14 protein-coding genes and 1 pseudogene are annotated in these 20,007 nt (G+C 66.5%); 8 read left to right on the top strand and 7 right to left on the bottom strand.

Features of this window, described 5'->3' with window-relative positions; all coding sequences use genetic code 11:
• Positions 1 to 223, top strand: a pseudogene (locus tag DB354_RS22270) (IS4 family transposase); the annotation flags it as partial.
• A 1,931-nt stretch (positions 224 to 2,154) separates the two neighbouring features.
• Here the strand turns inward: DB354_RS22270 and DB354_RS08505 are convergent.
• On the bottom strand, positions 2,155 to 2,799 hold the full coding sequence (locus tag DB354_RS08505) for an alpha/beta hydrolase (protein WP_107835017.1): 645 nt from the start codon (positions 2,797 to 2,799) through the stop codon (positions 2,155 to 2,157).
• A gap of 157 nt (positions 2,800 to 2,956) precedes the next feature.
• Positions 2,957 to 3,397, bottom strand: a complete 441-nt coding sequence (rpiB, locus tag DB354_RS08500) for a ribose 5-phosphate isomerase B (RefSeq protein WP_107835016.1) — start codon at positions 3,395 to 3,397, stop codon at positions 2,957 to 2,959.
• A 70-nt stretch (positions 3,398 to 3,467) separates the two neighbouring features.
• On the opposite strand from rpiB, the gene DB354_RS08495 reads away from it, so the two are divergent.
• Positions 3,468 to 3,896: a hypothetical protein gene (locus DB354_RS08495; protein WP_107835015.1), complete on the top strand. Its 429-nt coding sequence runs from the start codon at positions 3,468 to 3,470 to the stop codon at positions 3,894 to 3,896.
• Positions 3,897 to 4,033: 137 nt separating this feature from the next.
• Here the strand turns inward: DB354_RS08495 and DB354_RS08490 are convergent, their stop codons facing one another.
• On the bottom strand, positions 4,034 to 4,717 hold the full coding sequence (locus tag DB354_RS08490) for an HAD family hydrolase (RefSeq protein ID WP_107835014.1): 684 nt from the start codon (positions 4,715 to 4,717) through the stop codon (positions 4,034 to 4,036).
• Positions 4,718 to 4,901: 184 nt separating this feature from the next.
• On the opposite strand from DB354_RS08490, the gene DB354_RS08485 reads away from it, so the two are divergent.
• A complete protein-coding gene (locus DB354_RS08485) occupies positions 4,902 to 5,783 on the top strand; it encodes a DMT family transporter (protein WP_107835013.1) in 882 nt (293 codons plus the stop codon).
• A gap of 779 nt (positions 5,784 to 6,562) precedes the next feature.
• Here the strand turns inward: DB354_RS08485 and lpdA are convergent.
• From lpdA to DB354_RS08470, 3 genes are all read right to left on the bottom strand, one after another.
• On the bottom strand, positions 6,563 to 7,951 hold the full coding sequence (gene lpdA, locus DB354_RS08480) for a dihydrolipoyl dehydrogenase (RefSeq protein ID WP_107835012.1): 1,389 nt from the start codon (positions 7,949 to 7,951) through the stop codon (positions 6,563 to 6,565).
• 357 nt (positions 7,952 to 8,308) lie between these two features.
• Positions 8,309 to 9,589: a 2-oxoglutarate dehydrogenase complex dihydrolipoyllysine-residue succinyltransferase gene (gene odhB / locus DB354_RS08475; protein WP_107835011.1), complete on the bottom strand. Its 1,281-nt coding sequence runs from the start codon at positions 9,587 to 9,589 to the stop codon at positions 8,309 to 8,311.
• Between the two features lie 42 nt (positions 9,590 to 9,631).
• The gene (locus DB354_RS08470; protein WP_107835010.1) at positions 9,632 to 12,451 is read right to left on the bottom strand and encodes a 2-oxoglutarate dehydrogenase E1 component; all 2,820 of its coding nucleotides are present in this window, start codon (positions 12,449 to 12,451) and stop codon (positions 9,632 to 9,634) included.
• Positions 12,452 to 12,657: 206 nt separating this feature from the next.
• Here DB354_RS08470 and DB354_RS08465 point away from each other — a divergent pair, with 206 nt between their 5' ends.
• Positions 12,658 to 12,879 (top strand): hypothetical protein, encoded by a 222-nt coding sequence (locus DB354_RS08465; RefSeq protein ID WP_107835009.1) that lies wholly within the window; start codon positions 12,658 to 12,660, stop codon positions 12,877 to 12,879.
• A 197-nt stretch (positions 12,880 to 13,076) separates the two neighbouring features.
• The gene (locus DB354_RS08460) at positions 13,077 to 13,472 is read left to right on the top strand and encodes a translation initiation factor (RefSeq protein ID WP_107835008.1); all 396 of its coding nucleotides are present in this window, start codon (positions 13,077 to 13,079) and stop codon (positions 13,470 to 13,472) included.
• Between the two features lie 69 nt (positions 13,473 to 13,541).
• On the opposite strand, the gene metF is transcribed toward DB354_RS08460, so the two are convergent.
• A complete protein-coding gene (gene metF / locus DB354_RS08455) occupies positions 13,542 to 14,420 on the bottom strand; it encodes a methylenetetrahydrofolate reductase [NAD(P)H] (protein ID WP_107835007.1) in 879 nt (292 codons plus the stop codon).
• 263 nt (positions 14,421 to 14,683) lie between these two features.
• Between metF and DB354_RS08450 the strand changes: the two genes are divergently transcribed.
• From DB354_RS08450 to DB354_RS22265, 3 genes are all read left to right on the top strand, one after another.
• Positions 14,684 to 16,531 carry a methyl-accepting chemotaxis protein gene (locus DB354_RS08450; protein ID WP_146180158.1) on the top strand — a complete coding sequence of 616 codons (1,848 nt, stop codon included), beginning with the start codon at positions 14,684 to 14,686 and terminating at the stop codon, positions 16,529 to 16,531.
• Positions 16,532 to 16,586: 55 nt separating this feature from the next.
• Entirely contained in the window at positions 16,587 to 17,954 is a 1,368-nt protein-coding gene (locus tag DB354_RS08445; protein ID WP_107835005.1) for an alginate export family protein, read from the top strand.
• A 225-nt stretch (positions 17,955 to 18,179) separates the two neighbouring features.
• Positions 18,180 to 19,997, top strand: a complete 1,818-nt coding sequence (locus DB354_RS22265) for a methyl-accepting chemotaxis protein (protein WP_158277441.1) — start codon at positions 18,180 to 18,182, stop codon at positions 19,995 to 19,997.
• Positions 19,998 to 20,007 lie beyond the last annotated feature (10 nt).

Raw genomic sequence — 20,007 nt, 5'->3', positions numbered from 1 at the left:
TCCGAACGGAGTGCGCGTCCAGATCTGGACGGCGTTGTGCGCCTACCTGCTGGTGGCGATCGCCAAGCGCGAAAACGCACTGCCTGGAACTCTCCATCAAGTTCTGCAAGTTATCTCGATCGCCGCCTTGGAGAAAGTGCCTCTCCCTGAGCTGTTTGCAAAACTTGATACAACGAACCCATCACTTGATATACCCATCCAACTGGAAATGAACGGGTTCTGATCAGACAGCCGTGGGGCTCATCCCTTACCCTTTACCTTCGGACAAGAGATGTTGATGAGAAGGCATCCAGCAGCTGCCCGATCGGCTGGTTGACCGGGCAACTTCGGATGGACTCGGCGATCGAACTCAGCGAACGTGTCGGCCTCGCGGCACCCCAACAGCACGACGCCCGACGTCGATCAATGAACTCCAAGGTAGAAGGTAAGGAATGATCCCCTTCGTATGCGTTATTCATCAAATCGAAGGTTCGTGGTGTCCTCCCTTTCGGCAGGCGGTCACGGCGGGCTAATCTTCCGCAGTGGCAAGAATGGCGATCATTCGACACGGCTAAATTGTGTCTTCGTCGATGTTGCCGCGATGGAAGTGCGATGCTGGTTCTCCGGCCTAGCTGTCGAGGAAACAGATCGACGGTATCTCTCCTGTTTCGCTAGTAGACCCGTTGAGATGCTCGAACCCGGAGTAAAAATATTCAGGGTATCAAGTCCCGGCGTATGGGAAGGCTACATTTTAGCCGCTGGATTTTTGATCTCTGAAGACGAAAAAGACGTTATGGAGCCAATGGATGTTCTGTGGCCGCCCGATCAAGATCAGCGCGTGCCGAGAAACAGTTAGCCGTAAGCGTAGCTTGGGGTGCCTCGTACGTACGAGACCTGCGATCAGGCGCGCTGCCAGCGAGAAGGCAGGAGCGGGAGCAAGTCATCGCCCGCGGTCATGGCCGGAAGCCGCTGGAGGACGTCGCTGAGCTAGGCGTGCGGATCGATCCCGCGGCGCTCGCAACGTAAGCGTTCAATTTGGACGGCTGATGTATATCCAACATGCTATATATCAATAGCATATATTAACTCGGATCGTATATTGCGCTAGGTAATGGCATCGTCTTGAAGACGGGCAGCGATTCGTCACGGTCGCGGCCGTGAACGCCGCCGCCACGACACCGATACCGAGCTCCGAGCAGGAGCTACGCGTGCGTGTGGATCAGCTCACGGCCGAGAACCGGGGTAAGCGTCCGGCGGGACTTTCAATTACCCACATTTTCGTCACGGAGAGAGAAGCCGGCGGTCATATCGGAGAGTCTCGCAAGGCCCCGCCACATAACGATGTTCCCGGGTGGTGGGTCGTTCGCGCGGGAGAGATACCACTGCAGCTTCTCGACCGCATCCTTCGCGGACTTCACCGGCAGATCGGTGAGAAGCTGCTACTGACTGATCTGCGCGCGATCGGATGGCGTGTTGGCGGCGTTGCTAGTGGAGCGGGGCGCCGAGGGCGGCATCGTTGACGATGTCGGCGGACCGGCGCGGTGAGCGTCACGGGAGCCCATCGGCGGAGGTCGAATTCGGCGGGAGCAGCGCGTCGTCCATGTGCTCCAGACCGACTTGGCGGTTCTGCGCCGCTGGGCTGGCGGGTGATGGGACCGCGGGAACGCGGCGCGGAGGCGGAATGAGGGGGCGCGGTTGAGCCCTGCTCGTCAGGACGGCGGGAGCTAGGAGGGGCCCGAGTCCTCAGGAGGGCGCACGCGCCGCCGGGGGCCAATTTGAGATAACTCGCCAAATCTGGCGAGTTACGGGCGATAACACGCCAGATTTGGCGTGTTATCTCTCGCGGGGCGAACCTCGGGCCGAGGCGCCGCGACCCGGTTGACGAGGCATCCTTGCCGGGCGTCGTTCCCGGCATGAGAGGCGGGTTCACGGCCATCATCGAAGAAGCTTCGGATGGCGGCTATTGAGCTATCTACCCGGGAGTTCCGGCGCGAATGGACAGGGCGAGACCGCGGCTGAAGCGAAGCGAAGTCTGCGTGAGGCCATTCGGCTCATCTTCAAAGACCGAGTGACGGATGCGCGGCGCGGCCTTTCTAGAGGAGCGATCCAGACCGTGGTTGTGGCCTAGGTGCCCAGGTCGGCGGCGCGCGGGGGTTGCGCGCTGGCCGGGGAGGCTCAACGGGACACCGAGACGCGGGTGCGTTCGGGGACGAGCCATTCGCGGGCGGCGTCGACGTCGCCGGGGACCAGGGCGTGGCTGGCGGCGAAGGTGCGCGAGGTGACCTCGGCGTCGCCGGCCCGGAACAGCGCGGCGAGGCGTTCGTGGTGGTCGGCGGGCACAAGAGGATCGGTCGAGCCGTGCGTCAGCAGGAGGCGCTTGCCGACAAGCGATTGCGGCGCGGCGGGCAGGTCGAGCACGAGCATCGGGCGGATCAGGATCGCGGCGGCGAGGACCTCGGGACGCAGCAGCAGCAGGCAACCGGCGATGTTGGCGCCGTTGGACAGCCCTACGGCGACCAAGCGGCCGGGATCGAGGTCGTAGTGCTTGGCGGCGGGGACGATGAAGTCGGCAAGCGCCTGCGTGCGGCGCGAGACTTCCTGCGGATCGAAGACGCCTTCCGCGATTCGGCCAAAGAAGCGCCACGCGCCCATCTCGTTGACCGGCCCACGCGGGCTCAGCAGCGCTGAACCGGGCGAGATCATCCGCCCGAGGCGCAACACGTCCTGCTCATTGCCCCCGGTGCCATGCAGGAGGAGGAGCGGAGGGGCCTCGGGATCGGTCCCGGGCTCAAAGACGTGCTGGTAGGTAAATTTCGGCATGCAAACCCCGGCTCAAGTCAGGTGCTGGCACTGAAAGTTCCCCAGGACAACGGCCGCGGCGCGGCCGTTGTCCTAAGTTGAGGTGGGGGGGCGGCCGCGGAGCGGCCGGGCTTAGCCCATTGTTCAGCAGACGGGCGGACGAAGTCCGGCCGTCTGCTTACGGGTCGATCTTCTTGATCCGGGCGAGGTGGCGGCCGCCTTCGAATTCGGTGGCCAGCCAGGTGCGGACGATCTTCAGGGCCTCGGCTTCGGTAACGGTCCGCTGGCCGAGGGAGAGCACGTTGCCGTCGTTGTGCGACCGGTTCCAGATGGCGAGCTGCTCGTTCCAGCAGAGCCCGCAACGCACGCCGCGCACGCGGTTGGCGACGATCGCCTCCCCGTTGCCGGAGCCGCCGAGCACGATGCCGCGCTCGAACTCACCGCGCGCCACTGCCTCGGCGACCGGCCGGATGAAATCCGGGTAATCGCAGGCGGCATCGGAGTGGGTGCCGAAATCCCTGACCGTGTGTCCGGCCTCCAGAAGCATGGCCTTGATGGCTTCCTTATAGGCGAAGCCGGCGTGATCGGAGCCGATGGCGATGGTGAACGTGCGAGACATGAAAGTGAAACGCGGGGGCAGGTTGGAGGTCCTACCCGGCAACCTTCGCGTCGCAACCCAAATTCCTGCCATGAAAACCCGCGTGCTGTTCCTCTCCGTTCTCACCGCTGTGCTGCTCCTCGTTGGTTGTTCGACGGTTGAGTCGCGCATCGGGGGACACCAGGCGGCGTTCGCCAGTTGGCCGCCCCAGGTGCAGCAACGGGTGCGCGCCGGGCAGATCGACGTCGGTTTCACCATGGAACAGGTGCAGGTGGCGCTCGGGTCACCCGACTACACCTTCGCCCGGACCGCGCAGACCGGGAGCTTCCAGGTGTGGAGCTATCGCGACCGGGGCCCGCGCTTCAGCCTTGGCGTGGGCATGGGATCGTACGGACGCGGGGGCGGCTTCAGCACGGGCGTCGGCGTCGACACGGGGCGCACCTATCCCGACGAGAAGCTGCGCGTGATCTTTGATGCGAGCGGCCGCGTGACGCAGATCGAGGAAGTCCGGACGCGCTGACGTCGACCGTCGGGCGACGCTGTGAGGGCGGCTGGTTGTCCGACGCGCGCGGCGCGAGGTCGCGCGCTCTCCAGGCGGGCGGCATCGGCCGCGCGATGTGGCGTCGGTCGCGGGAAGGGGCGCGGGCCGCGAGCACCTCAGCCGGCGAGTAACTTCAGGACGGCGGCGGTGTCGGCGAGGTTCTCGAGGACGACGGTCGGCTCGTGCTGGCGCAACTGGTCGAGCGTGTGGCCGCCGGTGGCGACGGCGAGGGTCCGGGCGCCGATGACCTTGCCGCAGGCAATGTCGTGCTGGGTGTCGCCGATGATCCAGACATTGGCCGGCGCGAACTGGGCGCGATGGTGCTCCTGGGCGCGGCGGACGGCCCACGGGCCGAGCTCATCGCGCAACTCGCTGTCGTCGGCGAAGGCGCCGAACGGGAAATGCTGCCAGAGCCCGTAATGGACGAGCTTGAGCTCGGCGCCGCGCTTCAGGTTGCCCGTGAGGAGGCCCTGCGCGATGTGCCCGTGGGCGGCGGCCGCCTGCAGAATCTCGTGGACGCCGGGCAAGACGCGGCCCTCGCGGTTCTGCGCGAGCATGGCGGGCAGCAGTTCGACGTAGCGGGCGAAGGTCTTCTGGATGTTCTCCTCGGTGACCGGGATGTCGAAGTGCCGGAACACCTCGCGGAGGATCCAGCGGTCGGTGCGGCCCGCGAACGGGATCGCGTCGAGCGTGCCCGTGATGCCGAACACCTCCTGCAACGTGGCGTGCAGGGCGCGCATCCCGGAGCGGCCGGACGTGATCAAGGTGCCGTCGATGTCCCAAAGGAGAAGTATCTTCACGGGCAAAACCCCGAGCGAACCGGACGCGCCCGGTCGGGGCGAGGCAAAGTTTGGGGTGGGCGCGCGGGGGGCAACGCGAAGGTGCGATCGCTCCGGCCGACGTTTTTGAGGCACGCTGTGCTCCCGGACGGGCTGTTTTTGTCCTGCGTTCCCGGCCCAGGCTGGCTCAGGCTGTCGTGCTGCGATGAGCGATCCGGTCAGCTTTTCCTTCACGCGGGGCCAGCATGCGCGCGGCCTCGCCCTGATGCTGTTCTCCACGGCGTGTTTCACCACGAACGTGCTGCTGATCCGTGCGCTCGGCGAGCTGCAGTCGGTCAACGTGTGGCTGGTGAGCTGTGCCCGCTTCCTGGTGGGCATCCTCGTGCTGGCGACGGTGTACCGGCGCGAGGTGCAGTTCGCACGCGTGTTCACGCGGGCGAAGCTGGCGGGGCGGGGCGTCGTGGGCGGGCTGGGCGTGGGCGTTTTCTACCTGACGGTGGTGCACATCGGCGCGGGGCGGGCGACGTTCATCAACAACACGTACATCATCTTTGGCGCGCTGCTGGCGGTGTGGATCCTGCACGAGCCGTTCCGGCGTCCGCTGGCCATCGGCAGCGTGGGCGCGCTGCTGGGGTTGGCGCTGTTGACAAACTCCTTTGCGCGCGGCGCGACGATCGGGGTGTTCGACGTGGTGGCGATCGGCGGCGCGATTGCGAGCGCCTACGTGATCGTCACCATCCGGCTGCTGCACGCCGAGGGGGAGCACACCGCGACGATCTTCGCGGCACAGTGCGTGTACGGGCTGCTGCTGTGCGCGATCCCGGCGGGGATGAGCTGGGCGCCGGTGACGGGAGTCTCCTGGACGTTGATGGTGCTGGCGGGGCTGTGCGCGGCGGGCGGCCAACTGGCGATGACGCGGGCCTTCCGCGACCTGCCGGTGGCCGAGGGCTCGTTGTTGCAGATGCTGGTGCCGCTGGGGATTGCCGTGGGTGGCTACCTCTTCTTCGGCGAACACTTCACGCCCCACGAACTCGCCGGCGCCGCGCTCATTCTCGCCGGCACGATCTTCACGGTGGCGAAACGCTAGGCGGCCCGGGCGGCTGCACCGCCCGGGCCGCCTAAGTGAAAACCCTGGGCGGCACAGCCGGCCAGGGAGTGAAAGTGAGAGTGAGGGTGAAAGTGGCTCGGACGGTGAGCCGCTAATGGCTTTGTGGGCTGATATGTTACCTCCGAAACCATCCTGTATTTATCCGAAAAATCAGAGGTAAATATATAGTCGGTTAACCTCAGATTCCTCGGATGGGAAATGATGGTCCGGACGGACGGAGGATCACGGAGGGCGAGGTGAACCGCGAAAGGCGCGAAAGAGACGCGAAAATCGGGGGTAGGCGGTGGCTGGCAGGCGGCGAAGACCGCGGGTTTTCGCGGCTGGGTTCGCGAGGGTTCGCGGTTACTTCTGGTTTGGCGAACGGAGAGGCCAAGGCGGTGGGTAACCACGAATGGATACGAATTGACACGAATGAGAATACGCCTCCGGGATTCCGAGAAACTATCCTATCTCTATCCGAGGAATCTGAGGTGAATATATACAGGCGGTTTAACCTCAGATTCCTCGGATGGGAAATGATGGTCCGGACGGACGGAGGATCACGGAGGGCGAGGTGAACCGCGAAAGGCGCGAAAGAGACGCGAAAATCGGGGGTAGGCGGTGGCTGGCAGGCAGCGAAGACCGCGGGTTTTCGCGGCTGGGTTCGCGGTTACTCCGGTTTGGCGGACGGGCCGACGGAGTGATGCGTGAGGGCTGTTCACCTTCACTCTCACTTTCACTGTGGCGGCGGGGCGGCGTTCTCGCCGCCGCGGCCGCCACTACAGGGCGTGGAGGGCGGATTTGCTGACGGCGAGGCCGGCTTCCTTGACGGCTTCGCTCATCGTGGGGTGGGCGTGGATCGTGCGGGCGAGGTCCTCGGCGCTGCCGCCGTATTCGAGGTGCGTGACAATCTCGCTGATCAGTTCGCCGGCGTTGGCGCCGAGAATCTGCGCGCCCAGGAGTCGGTCGGTCTTCGCGTCGGCGATGACCTTGACGTAGCCGTCGGTCGCGCCCGCCGCGATGGCGCGGCCGTTGGCGCCGAAGTTGAAGCGGCCCACGTTGACCGCGATGCCCTTCGCCTTGGCGGCGTCCTCGCTGAGGCCGACGCCCGCGACTTCGGGGCTGGTGTAAACGATGCCGGGAACGAGGTCCCAGTTGATGTGGCCGGCCTTGCCGGCAATCCACTCGGCAACGGCGACGCCGTCCTCCTCGGCCTTGTGGGCGAGCATCGGGCCGGCGACCACGTCGCCGATGGCCCACACGCCCGCGGCGCTCGTGCGCAAATGCGCGTCGACCTGGATACGCTTCTTTTCGTCGAGGGCCACGCCCGCGTTTTCGAGTCCGAGCCCGTCGGTGTACGGGCGGCGGCCGACGGCGACGAGGACCTTGTCGGCAGTGAACTCGAGCTTCTGGCCCTCGCGTTCCGCCTGCAGCTTGCCGCCGGCGAAGCCGGTGACCTTGGCGCCGGTCTCGATTTTCAGCCCCTGTTTCTGCAGGAGCCGGGTGAAATTGCGGACGATGTCGTCGTCGTAGTTGGCGATGATCTTGGGCAGGAACTCGACGACCGTGACCTCGCTGCCGAGGCGCGCCCAGACCGAGCCGAGCTCGAGCCCGATGGCCCCGCCGCCCACGACCACCAGCTGCTTCGGCACGCGGTCGAACGCGATGGCGTGGTCGGAGGAGACGACGGTCTGGCCGTCGAACCTGAGGAACGGCAGCTCGACGGGCGCGGAGCCAGTCGCGATGACGATGGCGGCGGCGGTGACTTCGGTCGCGGCGCCGGCGGTGGGCGTCACGCGGACCGTCTTGGGTCCGGTGAAGGCTGCGCTGCCGGTGAGGACGGTGATGCGGCGGGCCTTGGCGAGCTGGGCGACGCCGCCGACGAGCTTGGTGACGACGGCGTCCTTGCGCTTGAGGAGCGTGGGCAGGTCGACCTCGACGGCGCCGAGCTTGATGCCCTCCTCGGCGGCGTGGTGGCGGGCCCAGGAGACGTGTTCGGTGGCGTGCAGGAGCGCCTTGCTGGGGATGCAGCCGACGTTGAGGCAGGTGCCGCCGAGCGTGGCGCGCTTTTCAACCAGCGCGACCTTGAGCCCGAGCTGCGCCGCGCGAAACGCGCAGACATAGCCGCCGGGTCCGGCGCCAATCACGAGGAGGTCGTAGGTGTCCATTGTTGGATGTCAGAAGCCAGAAGCCGGAGGCCGGAAGCCAGAGGCCAGAAGCCAGAGGCCGGAGGCCGGAAGCCAGAGGCCGGAAGGCGGAGGCCAGAGGCCAGAAGCCAGAGGCCGGAGGCCGGGAGGCCAGAGGCCGGAAGGCGGAAGCCGGAGGTCGGAGGGCAGTGTCGGAGGTTAGGTGGCGGGAGTACGGTGGGAGGACGGCGTGTCGCGCCGTGGCGGAACGAAGGCGGAAGGTCGGATGGTGGAAGGCAGCGGGTTGAACAGCAGGCGACGTGTGGGCGGGGGATGGCGGTGTTTTGTGGCCTTTGATATCTGGCTTCCGGCCTCCGGCTTCTGGCCTCCGGCCTCCGATCAGGCGCCCAGGAGGAGTCGGGAGGGGTCTTCGATGGCCTGCTTGACCTTCACGAGGAAGGTGACGGCTTCGCGGCCGTCGACGAGGCGGTGGTCGTAACTGAGCGCCAGATACATCATCGGGCGGATGACGACTTGCCCGTTGAGGGCGATCGGGCGCTCGTTGATGGCGTGGAGGCCCAGGATGGCGCTCTGCGGCGGGTTGAGAATGGGCGTGGAGAGCATCGACCCGAAGATGCCGCCGTTGGTGATGGTGAAGACGCCGCCCTCGAGGTCGGGGAGCGTGATCTTGCCCTCGCGGGCGCGCTTGGCGGAGTCGGCGATGGCCTTCTCGATGTCGGCCATGCCGAGGGTGTCGCAGTTGCGGATCACCGGCACCATCAGCCCGCGGTCGGTGGAGACGGCGATGCCGATGTCGTAGTAGTGGTTCTCGACGATCTGGTCGCCGTCGAGCTGGGCGTTGACGGCCGGGACCTCCTTCAAGGCGTGGACGACGGCCTTGGCGAAGAAGGACATGAAGCCGAGCTTGATGCCGTGGCGCTTGACGAAGTCGTCCTGGTACTTGGCGCGGAGGACCATGACAGCGGACATGTCGGCCTCGTTGAAGGTCGTGAGCATGGCGGCCTCCTGCTGGGCGGCGACGAGCCGCTGGGCGATGCGCGCGCGCAGGGGCGTCAGCTTGCGGCGGGTCTGGCGCGGCGAATCGGCCTTGGGCGCGGCGGGGGGCGTCGGCGCATTGATGGGCGCGGTGGGCAGCGCAGGCGAGGGAGCGGGAGCCGGCGAGGGCGATGGGGCGGCGGTGGCTTCCTGGGCGGCGAGCATGTCGCCCTTGGTGACGCGACCGGCCTTGCCCGTGCCGGAGACTTTGGCGGGATCGATGCCGGTCTCGGCGGCCAGCCGGCGGACGGCGGGCGACTGCGCAACGGCTTCGTTGGCCTGGGCCGAGCCCGGAGGTGCGTAAGGATTCGGCAGGACGGAGGTGCTGGTGCCGGACTTGCCGCCGGAGGTGGTGCCGACCGGAGAGGCGGGGGCGGCGTCGCTGGCGGCAGGATCGATCGTGGCGACAACCTGGCCGATCTTCACCTCGTCGCCCGTGGCCACCTTGAGGGAGATCTTGCCGGCGGCCTCGGCCGTGCCCTCGGAGGTGATCTTGTCGGTCTCCAGCTCGAACAGCGGCTGGTCCTTTTTGACGACGTCGCCGTCGTTGACGTGCCACTTGGCGAGGATGCCGGAGGTGATGGATTCGCCCATCGGCGGAATTTTGACTTCGAGGAGCGGCATGGTGGGGGAGGGTAGAGAGGTCGGGCGGGCCGACGGGATTGATTACAGACTAAACGCGTCCTTGAGAAGGGCGGCGAGCTCGAGCTTGTGGAGGGCGAGGGAGCCGACAGCGGGAGAGGCGGAGGCGTCGCGGCCGGCGTAGAGGGGGGCGCGGCCGAACAGCTCCGTGAGCTGCGGGGCGATCCAGGTCCACGCGCCGTTGTTGGCGGACTCCTCCTGCGCCCAGACGAGCCGGGCGCCCTCGTACTTGCGGGCGATCTCGGCGAGCCGCTTGCGGTGGAGCGGGTAGAGCTGCTCGAGGCGCACGATCGCGGTGTCGGTGACGTGGTGCTTGGTGCGGTAGTCGACGAGGTCGTAATAGACCTTGCCGGAGCAGAGAATGAGGCGGGTGGGTGCGGTGGCGTCGGCCGGGAGGGCGGTGCGCGGCGCGTGGCCGCCGGCGAGGTAGGCGGGGTCGTCGAGAATCTCCTGGAAGCCCCCGTGGGTGAACTGATCGAGCCGGGAGACGCAGCCCGGGTGGCGCAGGAGGGACTTGGGCGACATCACGATGAGCGGCTTCTGGAAGTCGCGCCGCATCTGGCGGCGGAGGGCGTGGAAGAAGTTCGCGGGCGTGGTGATGTTGGCGACCTGGATGTTGTCCTCGGCGCAGAGCTGGAGAAAGCGTTCGAGCCGGGCGGAGGAGTGTTCGGGACCCTGGCCCTCGTAGCCGTGTGGCAGGAGGAGGACGAGGCCGCTGGTGCGCTGCCACTTCGATTCCCCGCTGGCGATGAACTGGTCGATGACGACCTGGGCGCCGTTGGCGAAGTCGCCGAACTGGGCCTCCCAGATGCTGAGGAGGTTGGGGTAGTCGAGGGAGTAGCCGTAGTCGAAGCCGAGGACACCCGCCTCCGACAGCAGCGAGTTGTACACGCAGAAGAGCGCCTGGTTGGGGGCGAGGCTCTTGAGCGGGGTATAGGTGGCGTGCGACTCCATGTCGTGGAGCACGGCATGGCGGTGGCTGAACGTGCCGCGCTCGCAGTCCTGGCCGCTGAGGCGAACGGGCGTGCCCTCGACGAGGAGCGTGCCGAACGCGAGGGCTTCGGCGAAGCCCCAGTCGATGGGACCGCCCTCCTGGTGGGCGTGGGCGCGGGCGTCGAGGAAGCGCTTGATCTTGGGGTTGGCCTTGAAGTCGGGCGGCAACGTGGTGAGCCGCTCGGCGACCTGCGCGATGACCTCGGCGGAGACCCCGGTGGTGACGGACTTGAAGTGGTAGTCGGGCTGGAAGACCGCGGTGGAGCCGACGAACTTGCGCTGCTCGATGGCGGCGGCGCGCTTGGCGCTCTTGGCGGTCTCGGCGGCCTTGGCCTGCTCGAAGTTCTTCTCGAGCACGGCGGTGTACTCGGTGCGGACCTTGTCGGCCTCGGCTTCGGTGAGCGAACCCTCGGCGATGAGCTTGCGGCTGAAGACGGTGGAGATCTGCGGGTGGGTCGCGATCTGCTTGTAGAGCAGCGGCTGGGTGAAGGCGGGCTCGTCGGTCTCGTTGTGCCCGTGCTTCCGGTAGCAATACATGTCGATGACGATGTCGCGGCCGAAGCGCTCGCGGAACTCGAGCGCGAGCTGCGCGACCATGCAGACGGCCTCGGGATCGTCGCCGTTCACGTGGAAGACTGGGGCCTCGATCATCTTGGCGACGTCGGTGCAGTAGCGGGTGGAGCGTGCCTCCTCGGGCTCGGTGGTGAAGCCGATCTGGTTGTTGATGACGAAGTGGATCGTGCCGCCGGTGGTGTAGCCCGGGAGCTGGGAAAAATTGAGCGTCTCGGCGACGATGCCCTGGCCGGCGAACGCGGCGTCGCCGTGAATGAGCAGTGGGAGGACGCACTTGCGCGTCTCGGTGTCGCCACGGATGCGCTGGCGAGCGCGAGCCTTGCCCTCGACGACAGGGTTGACGATCTCGAGGTGGGACGGGTTGGCGGCGAGGCGGATCTCGACCTGCTTGCCGGAGGCGGTCTGGAGCACGGCCTCGTAGCCGAGGTGGTACTTCACGTCGCCGTCACCGCCGACGGTCTCGGGGATGTAGTTCTCCGAGAACTGCTCGAACAGCAGGTCGAAGGACTTGCGCATGACGCTGGTGAGGATGTTGAGCCGGCCACGGTGAGCCATGCCCATGACGACCTCCTGCACGCCGACACTGGGGCAGTGCTCCACGATGGCGTCGACCGCGGCGACCATGGTTTCGGCGCCCTCGAGGGAGAAGCGCTTCTGGCCAACGTAGCGCGTGTGGAGGAAGCGCTCGAAGAGCTCGGCCTTTACGACGCGGCGGAAGATGCGGAGCTTCTCGGTGGTCTTGAAGTCGGGCTGGTTGCGCGTGGATTCCATGCGCTCCTGGAGCCAGGTGCGGACGTCAACGTCCTGGATATGCGTGTACTCGACGCCGACATGGTCGCAGTAGGTGCGGCGGAGCTCGGTGAGGACGTCGCGCAGCTTCATCTGGCCGCCACCGAGGTAGGTGCCGACGTCGAACGCGGTCTCGAGATCGGCGGCGTTGAGGTCGAACTGGTCGAGGGAAAGCTTCGGGTGGGCCGGCGGGGCGTCGTTGAGGGGGTCGAGGTGGGCCTCGAGGTGGCCGAGGGAGCGGTACGCGTTGATGAGCTGGTGGACGCGCGACTGCTTGAGGCTGTCGATGATGGGGGTGGCGGCCGCCGGGTGGGCGGTGCCGGCGGAGGCGAGAAGGGCGGAGGGGGACGCGCCGTTGGCGCCCAGGCTGAAACCCTGGAAGAAGGCGCGCCAGGTGGGATCGACCGAGTCGGCGTTCTGCAGCCAGCGCTCGTAGGCCGCCTCGATGATGGCGGCGTTCGCGTGCGTGGGAACGGTGGGACGGTTCATGTGGGTGGGTGCGGAGAAGGGAACGAGGATAAGAGGAATGCACAAGCGGGGTTCCGCATCTGTGAGCTCCTCATGGGTGAGGCCATTAGCCGGACGATAAGTCAGCACGGGCGCTCGGATCAGACAAGCCGCCGGGCGATGGGGCGGGGAGTTTGCATCCGGCCTTAACATCGGTAACGAACCCATAAGCCGCCGCTACGACCCTCATGGAAACCCAGATTAAAGCGTCGCTCATATCACTCCTTGCCGCGATCAAGGCCGCTGATGGCCAGAAAGTCGCGGACGAGACTGCCCGGCTGGACCAGTTCCTCGAGCAGGGGCGCGCGGGGCTGCCGCCCCGGCTGGTGCACTTTTTAGGCAATCGCAGCTATGCCAAGGCGCTGATGCTGCTCGAAGGGGAAACCGGGGGAAAAGGGCTGAAAGGCTAAAGAGCTGAAAGGCTGAACCGGGACGGACTCACAAGCTGGAGCCCAGAGCGGGCTTTCCGGGGCTTCGGGTCGCGCGCGGTCCAGCTATAGGGCCTCGGCTACGGGGAGCGGTCCTGACTCCGACGTTCCACAGCGGATGGGGTTCAGCATTCAGTTTTCAGCTTTCAGCCCTTCGCCTTCCGGGCAGCATTTCGGGCATGGCCAAGGACAAGCTTTCAACCGACGGCGGGCAGAACCTCGCCCAGAATCCCTTTGCCGCGCTCAGCAACGCCGGATTGCCGTCCGCGCCGGCCAAGCCGGTCGTGGCGAAGTCGGGCGCGAAGGCGCCGGAGCCGGTGCCGGAGAAGAACCGTGGGCGGGTGGACGTCCGCCGGGAGACGGGCGGGCGGGGCGGCAAGACCGTGACGGTCGTCAGCGGGTTTATCGGGATCGGGCTGCCGGAGAAGGAACAGCTCGCGAAGAAGATGCGGGCGGCGTGCGGTTGCGGCGGCACCGTGAAGGACGGCGCCATTGAGATTCAGGGCGACCAGCGGGAAACGGTGGCGCGCATCCTGCGCGAGGCGGGTTTCCGGCCGGTGTTTGCCGGCGGGTAGGCGTGGCGCCCGGCGGACGGCGGCGCTGGCGGGTGGGGCGTCGCGCCGCGAATCTGCGAAACGTGGCAACTACGCGGCCAGGCCGGCCGCGAGGGTGAGCGCGGCTTTCGCGCGGTTGAGGATATAGAGGTGATAACCGGGCGCGCCCTGGGCGAGGAGGTCACGAATCTGCGTGAGCGCCCAGTCGATGCCGATGGCTTCGACCACGTCGGTCTCGTCGGCCGCGGCTTCCAACCGGGTGATCAGCCGGGCGGGCAGTGAGGCGCCGCACATCGAGGTGAAGCGCTGGATCTGTTTGAGCGACTGTACGGGCATGATCCCCGGGATGATGGGGACGGTGATGCCGGCGGCGCGGCAGCGCTCCACGAAGCGGTAGTACACCGCGTTGTCGAAGAATAGTTGGGTGGTGACGAATGCCGCGCCGGCGTCGACCTTGCGCCGGAGGTGATCCAAGTCGGCCTCAGGTGAAGGCGCCTCCGGGTGCTTCTCCGGGTAGCCGCCGACGCCGAGACACAGGTCGGCGTGGCGCGCTTTCAGGAGCGCGACGAGTTCGCTCGCAAAGCGCAGCCCGTCTCGGGTGACCTCGAAGCGGGTCGCGCCCTTGGGCGGATCGCCGCGGAGCGTCATGACGTTTCGAAAATGGCGGGCGTGGATCTGGTCGGCGATCGCCTCCAGTTCGGCCCGGGTGTGCCCGACACAGGTCAGGTGCGGCATGACCGTGTAACCGAATTCGGCTTTGAGGAGGTCACTCACCTGCGACGTGCGTTCGCGGGTGCTGCCGCCGGCGCCGTAGGTGACGGAGACGAAGTCGGGCTGCATCCGCCGGAGGGCGGTGGCGGTGGCGCGGAGGGCCGCGACGCCGGCGTCGTCCTTGGGGGGGAAGAATTCGAGCGAGCGCAACGGCCGACGCTGGGCAAACAGATCGGAGATGGGACGATCAGGTGGCATGGGAACAAATCAACGCATATGAACGCGTTGATATGTGTAAAGCGGGGAAACGCGAAGGATGGCCGTAAGGGGCGCAAAACACTTACGCCTTTTCGGCGGCGGCGCCAAGCGTGCCTCCTCGGAGAAAACCTGGCCTAGAGCGGGATGCGTGCCTGGGCGGGCGCCTACTAAGTACTAGTACCGCGTTTACTGCCCCCTGGCCGTGACGATTGCGGCGGACGGGCAAACCTGCGTCCCGCGGGCCCTCACACCTACACACTGCCGTGAACTGGAACCTCCGTAATCGCATTATGATCCCGACGATCCTCCTGGTGGTCGTCATCGTCGCCGCCATCGGTGTCGTCAGTTTTGAGATGAGCCGGAGATCGCTCGAACGTGCGCTCGTCCGCCAGAACGCGGACATCTGCGAGACGGCCCTGGGCTCGGTGGAGCGCTGGATCGACACGAAGCAGCGGGACCTGCTGCACTGGGCGGGTGATGCACGCGCGGCGGTCGCGCTCGGCGACACGCCTGAAGCCGCGGCGACGCGGGCTGCGCTGCAGCAGGACTTCGTCCGTGCCGAGCAGGTCATCGGCGGCGTGGTGGTCCACCTCCTGAACCCCTCGGGGCTCGTGGTGGCGTCGTCGAGCAAGGAGTCAGTCGGCACGCTCAATCTCGGTGACCGCAGCTATTTCAAGCAGGCGCTCAAGGGGGAGAACGCGCTCTCCGAGGTGTTGCTGAGCCGGCGTACGAACCAGCCGATCGCGTCCCTGGCCGTGCCAGTGCGCGATGCGAGCGGCAACATCGTCGGCGCGCTCGCCGCGATCGTCGACCTCGCCTCGTTCAGCAAGACGGTGATCGATCATATCCGAATTTTGGACACGGGTTACGTGTACCTCTGCGATTTCAACGGCCTCGTGATCGCGCATCCGGACCAGGCGCAGATCCTGAAGCTGAACCTGAACGAATCCGACTGGGGGCGCCGCATCCTCGGCGGCGGCGACGGCACGGATCGCTACATTTTTAACGGCCAGTCCCGCACCGTGACCTTCCGCACCAGCAAGGCCCTCCGTTGGGTCGTGGTGGCGGTGGCGAAGGACGCGGAATTGAACGCGCCGGTCTGGCACATGGCCAAGATTGTCGGGCTGCTCGGGTTGGCCGGCATCATCGTCGGGGGGGCGGTCACCATGCTGATCGCCCGGACCATCTCCCGCCCGCTGATGCGTGTGGCGCAGGAACTGGCCGAAGGCGCGAGCGGCACGCTCGGTGCCGCGGCACAGGTCTCCGACAGTGCGCAGGCGCTCGCCCAGGGGGCGAGCGAACAGGCGGCGTCACTCGAGGAGACGGGCGCCTCGCTGGAGGAACTCGAATCGATGACCCGCGGCAACACCGAGGGCGCCCAGAAGGCCAAGGGCTTGGCGCAGAGCGCGCGGGCCTCGGCCGAGACTGGCGCGACGGACATGGTCGAGATGGAGCGCGCCATGGGCGCGATCAAGAAGTCGAGCGACGACATCGCGAAGATCATCAAGACGATCGACGAGATCGCGTTCCAGACGAACATCCTCGCCCTCAACGCGGCGGTGGAAGCCGCCCGGGCGGGTGAGGCGGGCGCGGGCTTTGCGGTGGTGGCCGACGAGGTGCGGACCCTGGCCCAGCGCAGCGCCAACGCGGCCAAGGAGACCGCGACGATGATCGACGACGCGATCACCAACACCGCGCAGGGCGTCACCATCAGCGGCAAGGTGGGCAAGTCTCTCCAGGAAATCGTGGCCCACGTCCGCCAGCTCGACGAGGTCGCTGGCGAGGTGGCCACCGCCTCGATCGAGCAGAACACCGGCATCCAGCAGGCGAATACCGCCGTCTCGCAGATGGACAAGGTGACGCAGAGCAATGCCGCGAGCGCCGAGGAGTCGGCCGCGGCGGCGGAAGAGCTGAATGCGCAGGCGCTGTCGCTGAACCAGATCGTGGTGACGCTCCGGAGCCTGGTGGAAGGCACGCGGGAAGAGGCGGGCGCCGCATCGGAAACGCTGCGGCCAGCGCCCTCGGCCCCGCCGGGACGGCCGCGGACGGCCGCCCCGCTCCGCACCCCTGCTCACGACGGTCCGACAACCATCGTCGGCCGCCGCGGATAACGCGCTTCAGAAACTGGTTCCGCGGACCGTATCAGAAACCTCCAGCACAACATTCATGACCTCGCACGATTGCCGTAAGCGTTTTGCAGCATCCTGGCGCCTGCTCGCCGTCCTCGCGGCGGCCAGCCTCCTGCCCTCCGTCGTCCTGGCGGCAGACGCGGACGCAAAAGCCGCCGCCCCCACCGTCAAGACCACGGTCGGCGGCGACCTGCGCCTGCGCAACGAGTACTTCAACAACGCCTACCTGCTCGATGGAACGGCGATCCGCCACGAGCAGAACTACCAGCGGTACCGCGCGCGCGGTTGGGTGGCGGTGACGGCGGCCGACTTCACCTTCACGACCCGCCTGATGTGGGAGAGTTGGAACTGGAACAAGGACTCCTACAAGGCCCCGTACAAGAAGGGCTGGGTGTGGTCCGAAGGCCTGTTTGACCTCGTGAACGTGACTTGGAAGAAGGCGTTCAATCAGCCGCTCACGATCATCGCCGGCCGCCAGGAGTTTTCGTTTGGCGACAACTTCCTGATCAACGATGGGACGCCGCTCGACGGGTCGCGCACCAACTACTTCGACGCGCTGCGCGGAACGTGGACCGTGTCGCCGCGCACGACGGTCGACTTCATTTACATCGACCAGGCGGCGAAGAATCACGGCCGGCTGAGCTCGCTCAACAACCAGAACATTTCCCTCGTCGAGCAGGACGAGCGCAGCGGCATCGTCTATCTGACGCACAAGCCCTCGGCCGATCTCCAGGTGGACGGCTACATCATCCAGCGCGACCTTCAGAAGGTACTGGCGAACGGCGACAATGGCTCCTTCACCACGGTCGGCTCACGGGTGGTTTCGAACCTAGACCCGCACTGGCAGTGGAAGGGCGAGGGCGCGCTGCAGTACGGCCGGAAGAACGGCCGTGACCTGCGCGCCTGGGGCTACCTCACGCAGATCGCGTGGTTCGCCCGCGATCCACAGAACAATTTTGTGCGGTTCGCCCTCGAAGGGCTCTCGGGCGACAAGCCCGGCACCACCAAGGATGAGCAGTTCGACATGCTGTGGGGACGTTTCCCGCGGTTCAGCGAGGTGGGGGCGATGCTCTGGGGATCCGAGGGGCGCCCGGCGCAGTTCGGCAATCTCGTCCGCATGGGTCCGGGCTGGGGGATCACCCCGCTGAAGGGGCTGGATATCACCGTTGACTACAACGGCATGTGGGCGCTCGAGCACAACCGGTCCGCCACCATGGCCAACGGACTATTCGATGCGGCCGGTGATTTCCGCGGTCAGCTCTACCGCGCCGTGGTGAAGTACAAGATCTCGCCGAAATGGTCGGCGACGCTGCTCGCCGAGATTTTCCGGCCGGGCAACTACTACGGTAACGGGCATCAGGATACCGCATCGTTCGTCCGCTGCGAACTGCTCCGGACCTTCTAAGCGACGTGCACTCCTGGGCGGTTCGGCCGCCCTCGCGCGCGGGCACCTTTCCCAGGAGCCCGCGCGCTGTGTTTTTGCCCGGCTCGGCTTCGCTTTGCTAATTACTGGCAAGATAGATATTTGCAAAAGAGTACTTGGGTTGTTTCCCCTAGCGACGATAGACGGGGTGGCGACACCCACCCCGGCGATTTTCCCAAGATCGGGCCCCTGCCGCCGCTGTCTTCTATGAGATTCAATCTGCGGAATCGGATCATGCTGCCGACCGTCGGCCTCATCACGGTCGTTGTGTCCGTCGTTGGTTTCATCTGCTACGGGATGAGCCGCGCCTCACTGCATCGCGCGCTCCAGGCACAGATGGAGGATATCTGCGAATCGACCGTCTCCTCAGTGGAGCAATGGATGGGGGGAAAGCTCTCCGACCTGCAGCTTTGGGCCGCTGATCCGGATGTGTCGCTGGCGCTCTCCGGGGCTGCGGGGGCCGATGCGGCCCGCGCACGCGTGGAGCAGGTCCTCATTCGCGCGGTGCAGGTTCTGCCCGGCCTCGAGGCCGTGAACCTGATCGACGCGAGCGGGACGGTTTTCGCCGCTTCGGCGCCGGAGACAGTCGGCAAGATCAACCTGAAGGACCGACGGTATTTCCAGGAGGCCATGAAGGGGCAGACGGCGTACTCCGATGCGCTCGCGAGCCGGCGCACGAAGAACCCGATCGTTTCCGTCGCCATCCCCGTCAAGGTGGGCGACTCGATCCGGGGCGTGATTTCGGCGGTCGTAGATCTGGGCGTGTTCAGCGCGAGCATCACCGATCGCGTCAAGCTGCTCGAAACCGGCTACGTCTATCTGTACGACGCGGCGGGTTCGATGATCGCCCATCCGGACAAGACCAAGATCCTGCAGGCGAAGATGGCTGACTTCGACTGGGGCAAGCGCATCACCGAGCTGCGCGACGGCACCTTCCCTTACACGTACAACGGCGTGGAGCGAACGGTGACGTTTCGCACCAGCAAGATGCTGCAATGGGGCGTCGTCGCCGTGGCGCCGCAGGCCGAGCTCGACGCGCCGGTGCGCCGGATGGCCTGGATTACCTTCCTGCTCGGCGTCACCGCCGTCCTGGTCGGCGCCGGTGTGACCTACGTCGTGGCGATCGCGATCGCGCGTCCGCTGATGACCGCGGCGCACGAGTTGTCGGAAGGCGCGTCGGGTACGCTGAGCGCCGCGGATCAGGTGTCCACGAGCAGCCAGCAACTCGCGCAAGGCGCGAGCGAACAGGCCGCGGCCCTGGAGGAAACGGGCGCGTCACTCGAGGAGCTGGAGTCGATGACCAAGAACAACACCGAGGGCGCCCAGAAGGCCAAGGCACTCGCGCAGGCGGCCCGGTCGGCGGCCGAGGCGGGCGCGACCGATATGACGGCGATGGAGCGCGCCATGGGCGCGATCAAGAAGTCGAGCGACGACATCGCGAAGATCATCAAGACCATCGACGAGATCGCGTTCCAGACGAACATCCTTGCCCTCAACGCGGCGGTGGAGGCCGCCCGGGCGGGCGAGGCGGGCGCGGGCTTTGCGGTGGTGGCGGACGAGGTGCGGACCCTGGCCCAGCGCAGCGCCAACGCGGCGAAGGAGACCGCGACGATGATCGACGACGCGATCACGAATACCGCCCAGGGCGTCACGATCAGCGCCAAGGTCGGCAAATCGCTGCAGGAAATTGTCACCCAGGTCAGGCAGCTCGACGAGGTGGCCGGCCAGGTGGCGACGGCGTCGCTCGAGCAGAACGACGGGATCCAGCAGGCCAATCGCGCCGTGACTGACATGGAGAAAGTGACGCAGTCCAATGCGGCGAGCGCGGAGGAATCCGCGGCTGCCGCCGAGGAACTCAATGCCCAGGCCGCGTCGCTCAATCGCATCGCGCTCGACCTGCGGAAGGTGGTCGAGGGCCAAGTCACGGAAGCCGCCGCAACGACGGAGGCCGTGCCACCGGCACCCGAATCCAGGCCGTCTGCCCCGCCGAGATCGTCCGCGCGCCGTCACTCGGTCGCGGTGTGATCGCCGCATG

It is taken from the genome of Opitutus sp. ER46 (assembly GCF_003054705.1).
Classification (GTDB): domain Bacteria; phylum Verrucomicrobiota; class Verrucomicrobiia; order Opitutales; family Opitutaceae; genus ER46.
The sequence above is the reverse complement of the archived record's forward strand: the minus strand, read 5'-3'. Positions and strand labels throughout refer to the sequence as shown.

Bases quoted from the DNA above. Each gene is read 5' to 3' on its own strand.
- DB354_RS08505 (WP_107835017.1), bottom strand. From the start codon at position 2,799: ATGCCGAAATTTACCTACCAGCACGTCTTTGAGCCCGGGACCGATCCC.
- rpiB (WP_107835016.1), bottom strand. From the start codon at position 3,397: ATGTCTCGCACGTTCACCATCGCCATCGGCTCCGATCACGCCGGCTTC.
- DB354_RS08495 (WP_107835015.1), top strand. From the start codon at position 3,468: ATGAAAACCCGCGTGCTGTTCCTCTCCGTTCTCACCGCTGTGCTGCTC.
- DB354_RS08485 (WP_107835013.1), top strand. From the start codon at position 4,902: ATGAGCGATCCGGTCAGCTTTTCCTTCACGCGGGGCCAGCATGCGCGC.
- lpdA (WP_107835012.1), bottom strand. From the start codon at position 7,951: ATGGACACCTACGACCTCCTCGTGATTGGCGCCGGACCCGGCGGCTAT.
- odhB (WP_107835011.1), bottom strand. From the start codon at position 9,589: ATGCCGCTCCTCGAAGTCAAAATTCCGCCGATGGGCGAATCCATCACC.
- DB354_RS08470 (WP_107835010.1), bottom strand. From the start codon at position 12,451: ATGAACCGTCCCACCGTTCCCACGCACGCGAACGCCGCCATCATCGAG.
- DB354_RS08465 (WP_107835009.1), top strand. From the start codon at position 12,658: ATGGAAACCCAGATTAAAGCGTCGCTCATATCACTCCTTGCCGCGATC.
- DB354_RS08460 (WP_107835008.1), top strand. From the start codon at position 13,077: ATGGCCAAGGACAAGCTTTCAACCGACGGCGGGCAGAACCTCGCCCAG.
- metF (WP_107835007.1), bottom strand. From the start codon at position 14,420: ATGCCACCTGATCGTCCCATCTCCGATCTGTTTGCCCAGCGTCGGCCG.
- DB354_RS08445 (WP_107835005.1), top strand. From the start codon at position 16,587: ATGACCTCGCACGATTGCCGTAAGCGTTTTGCAGCATCCTGGCGCCTG.
- DB354_RS22265 (WP_158277441.1), top strand. From the start codon at position 18,180: ATGAGATTCAATCTGCGGAATCGGATCATGCTGCCGACCGTCGGCCTC.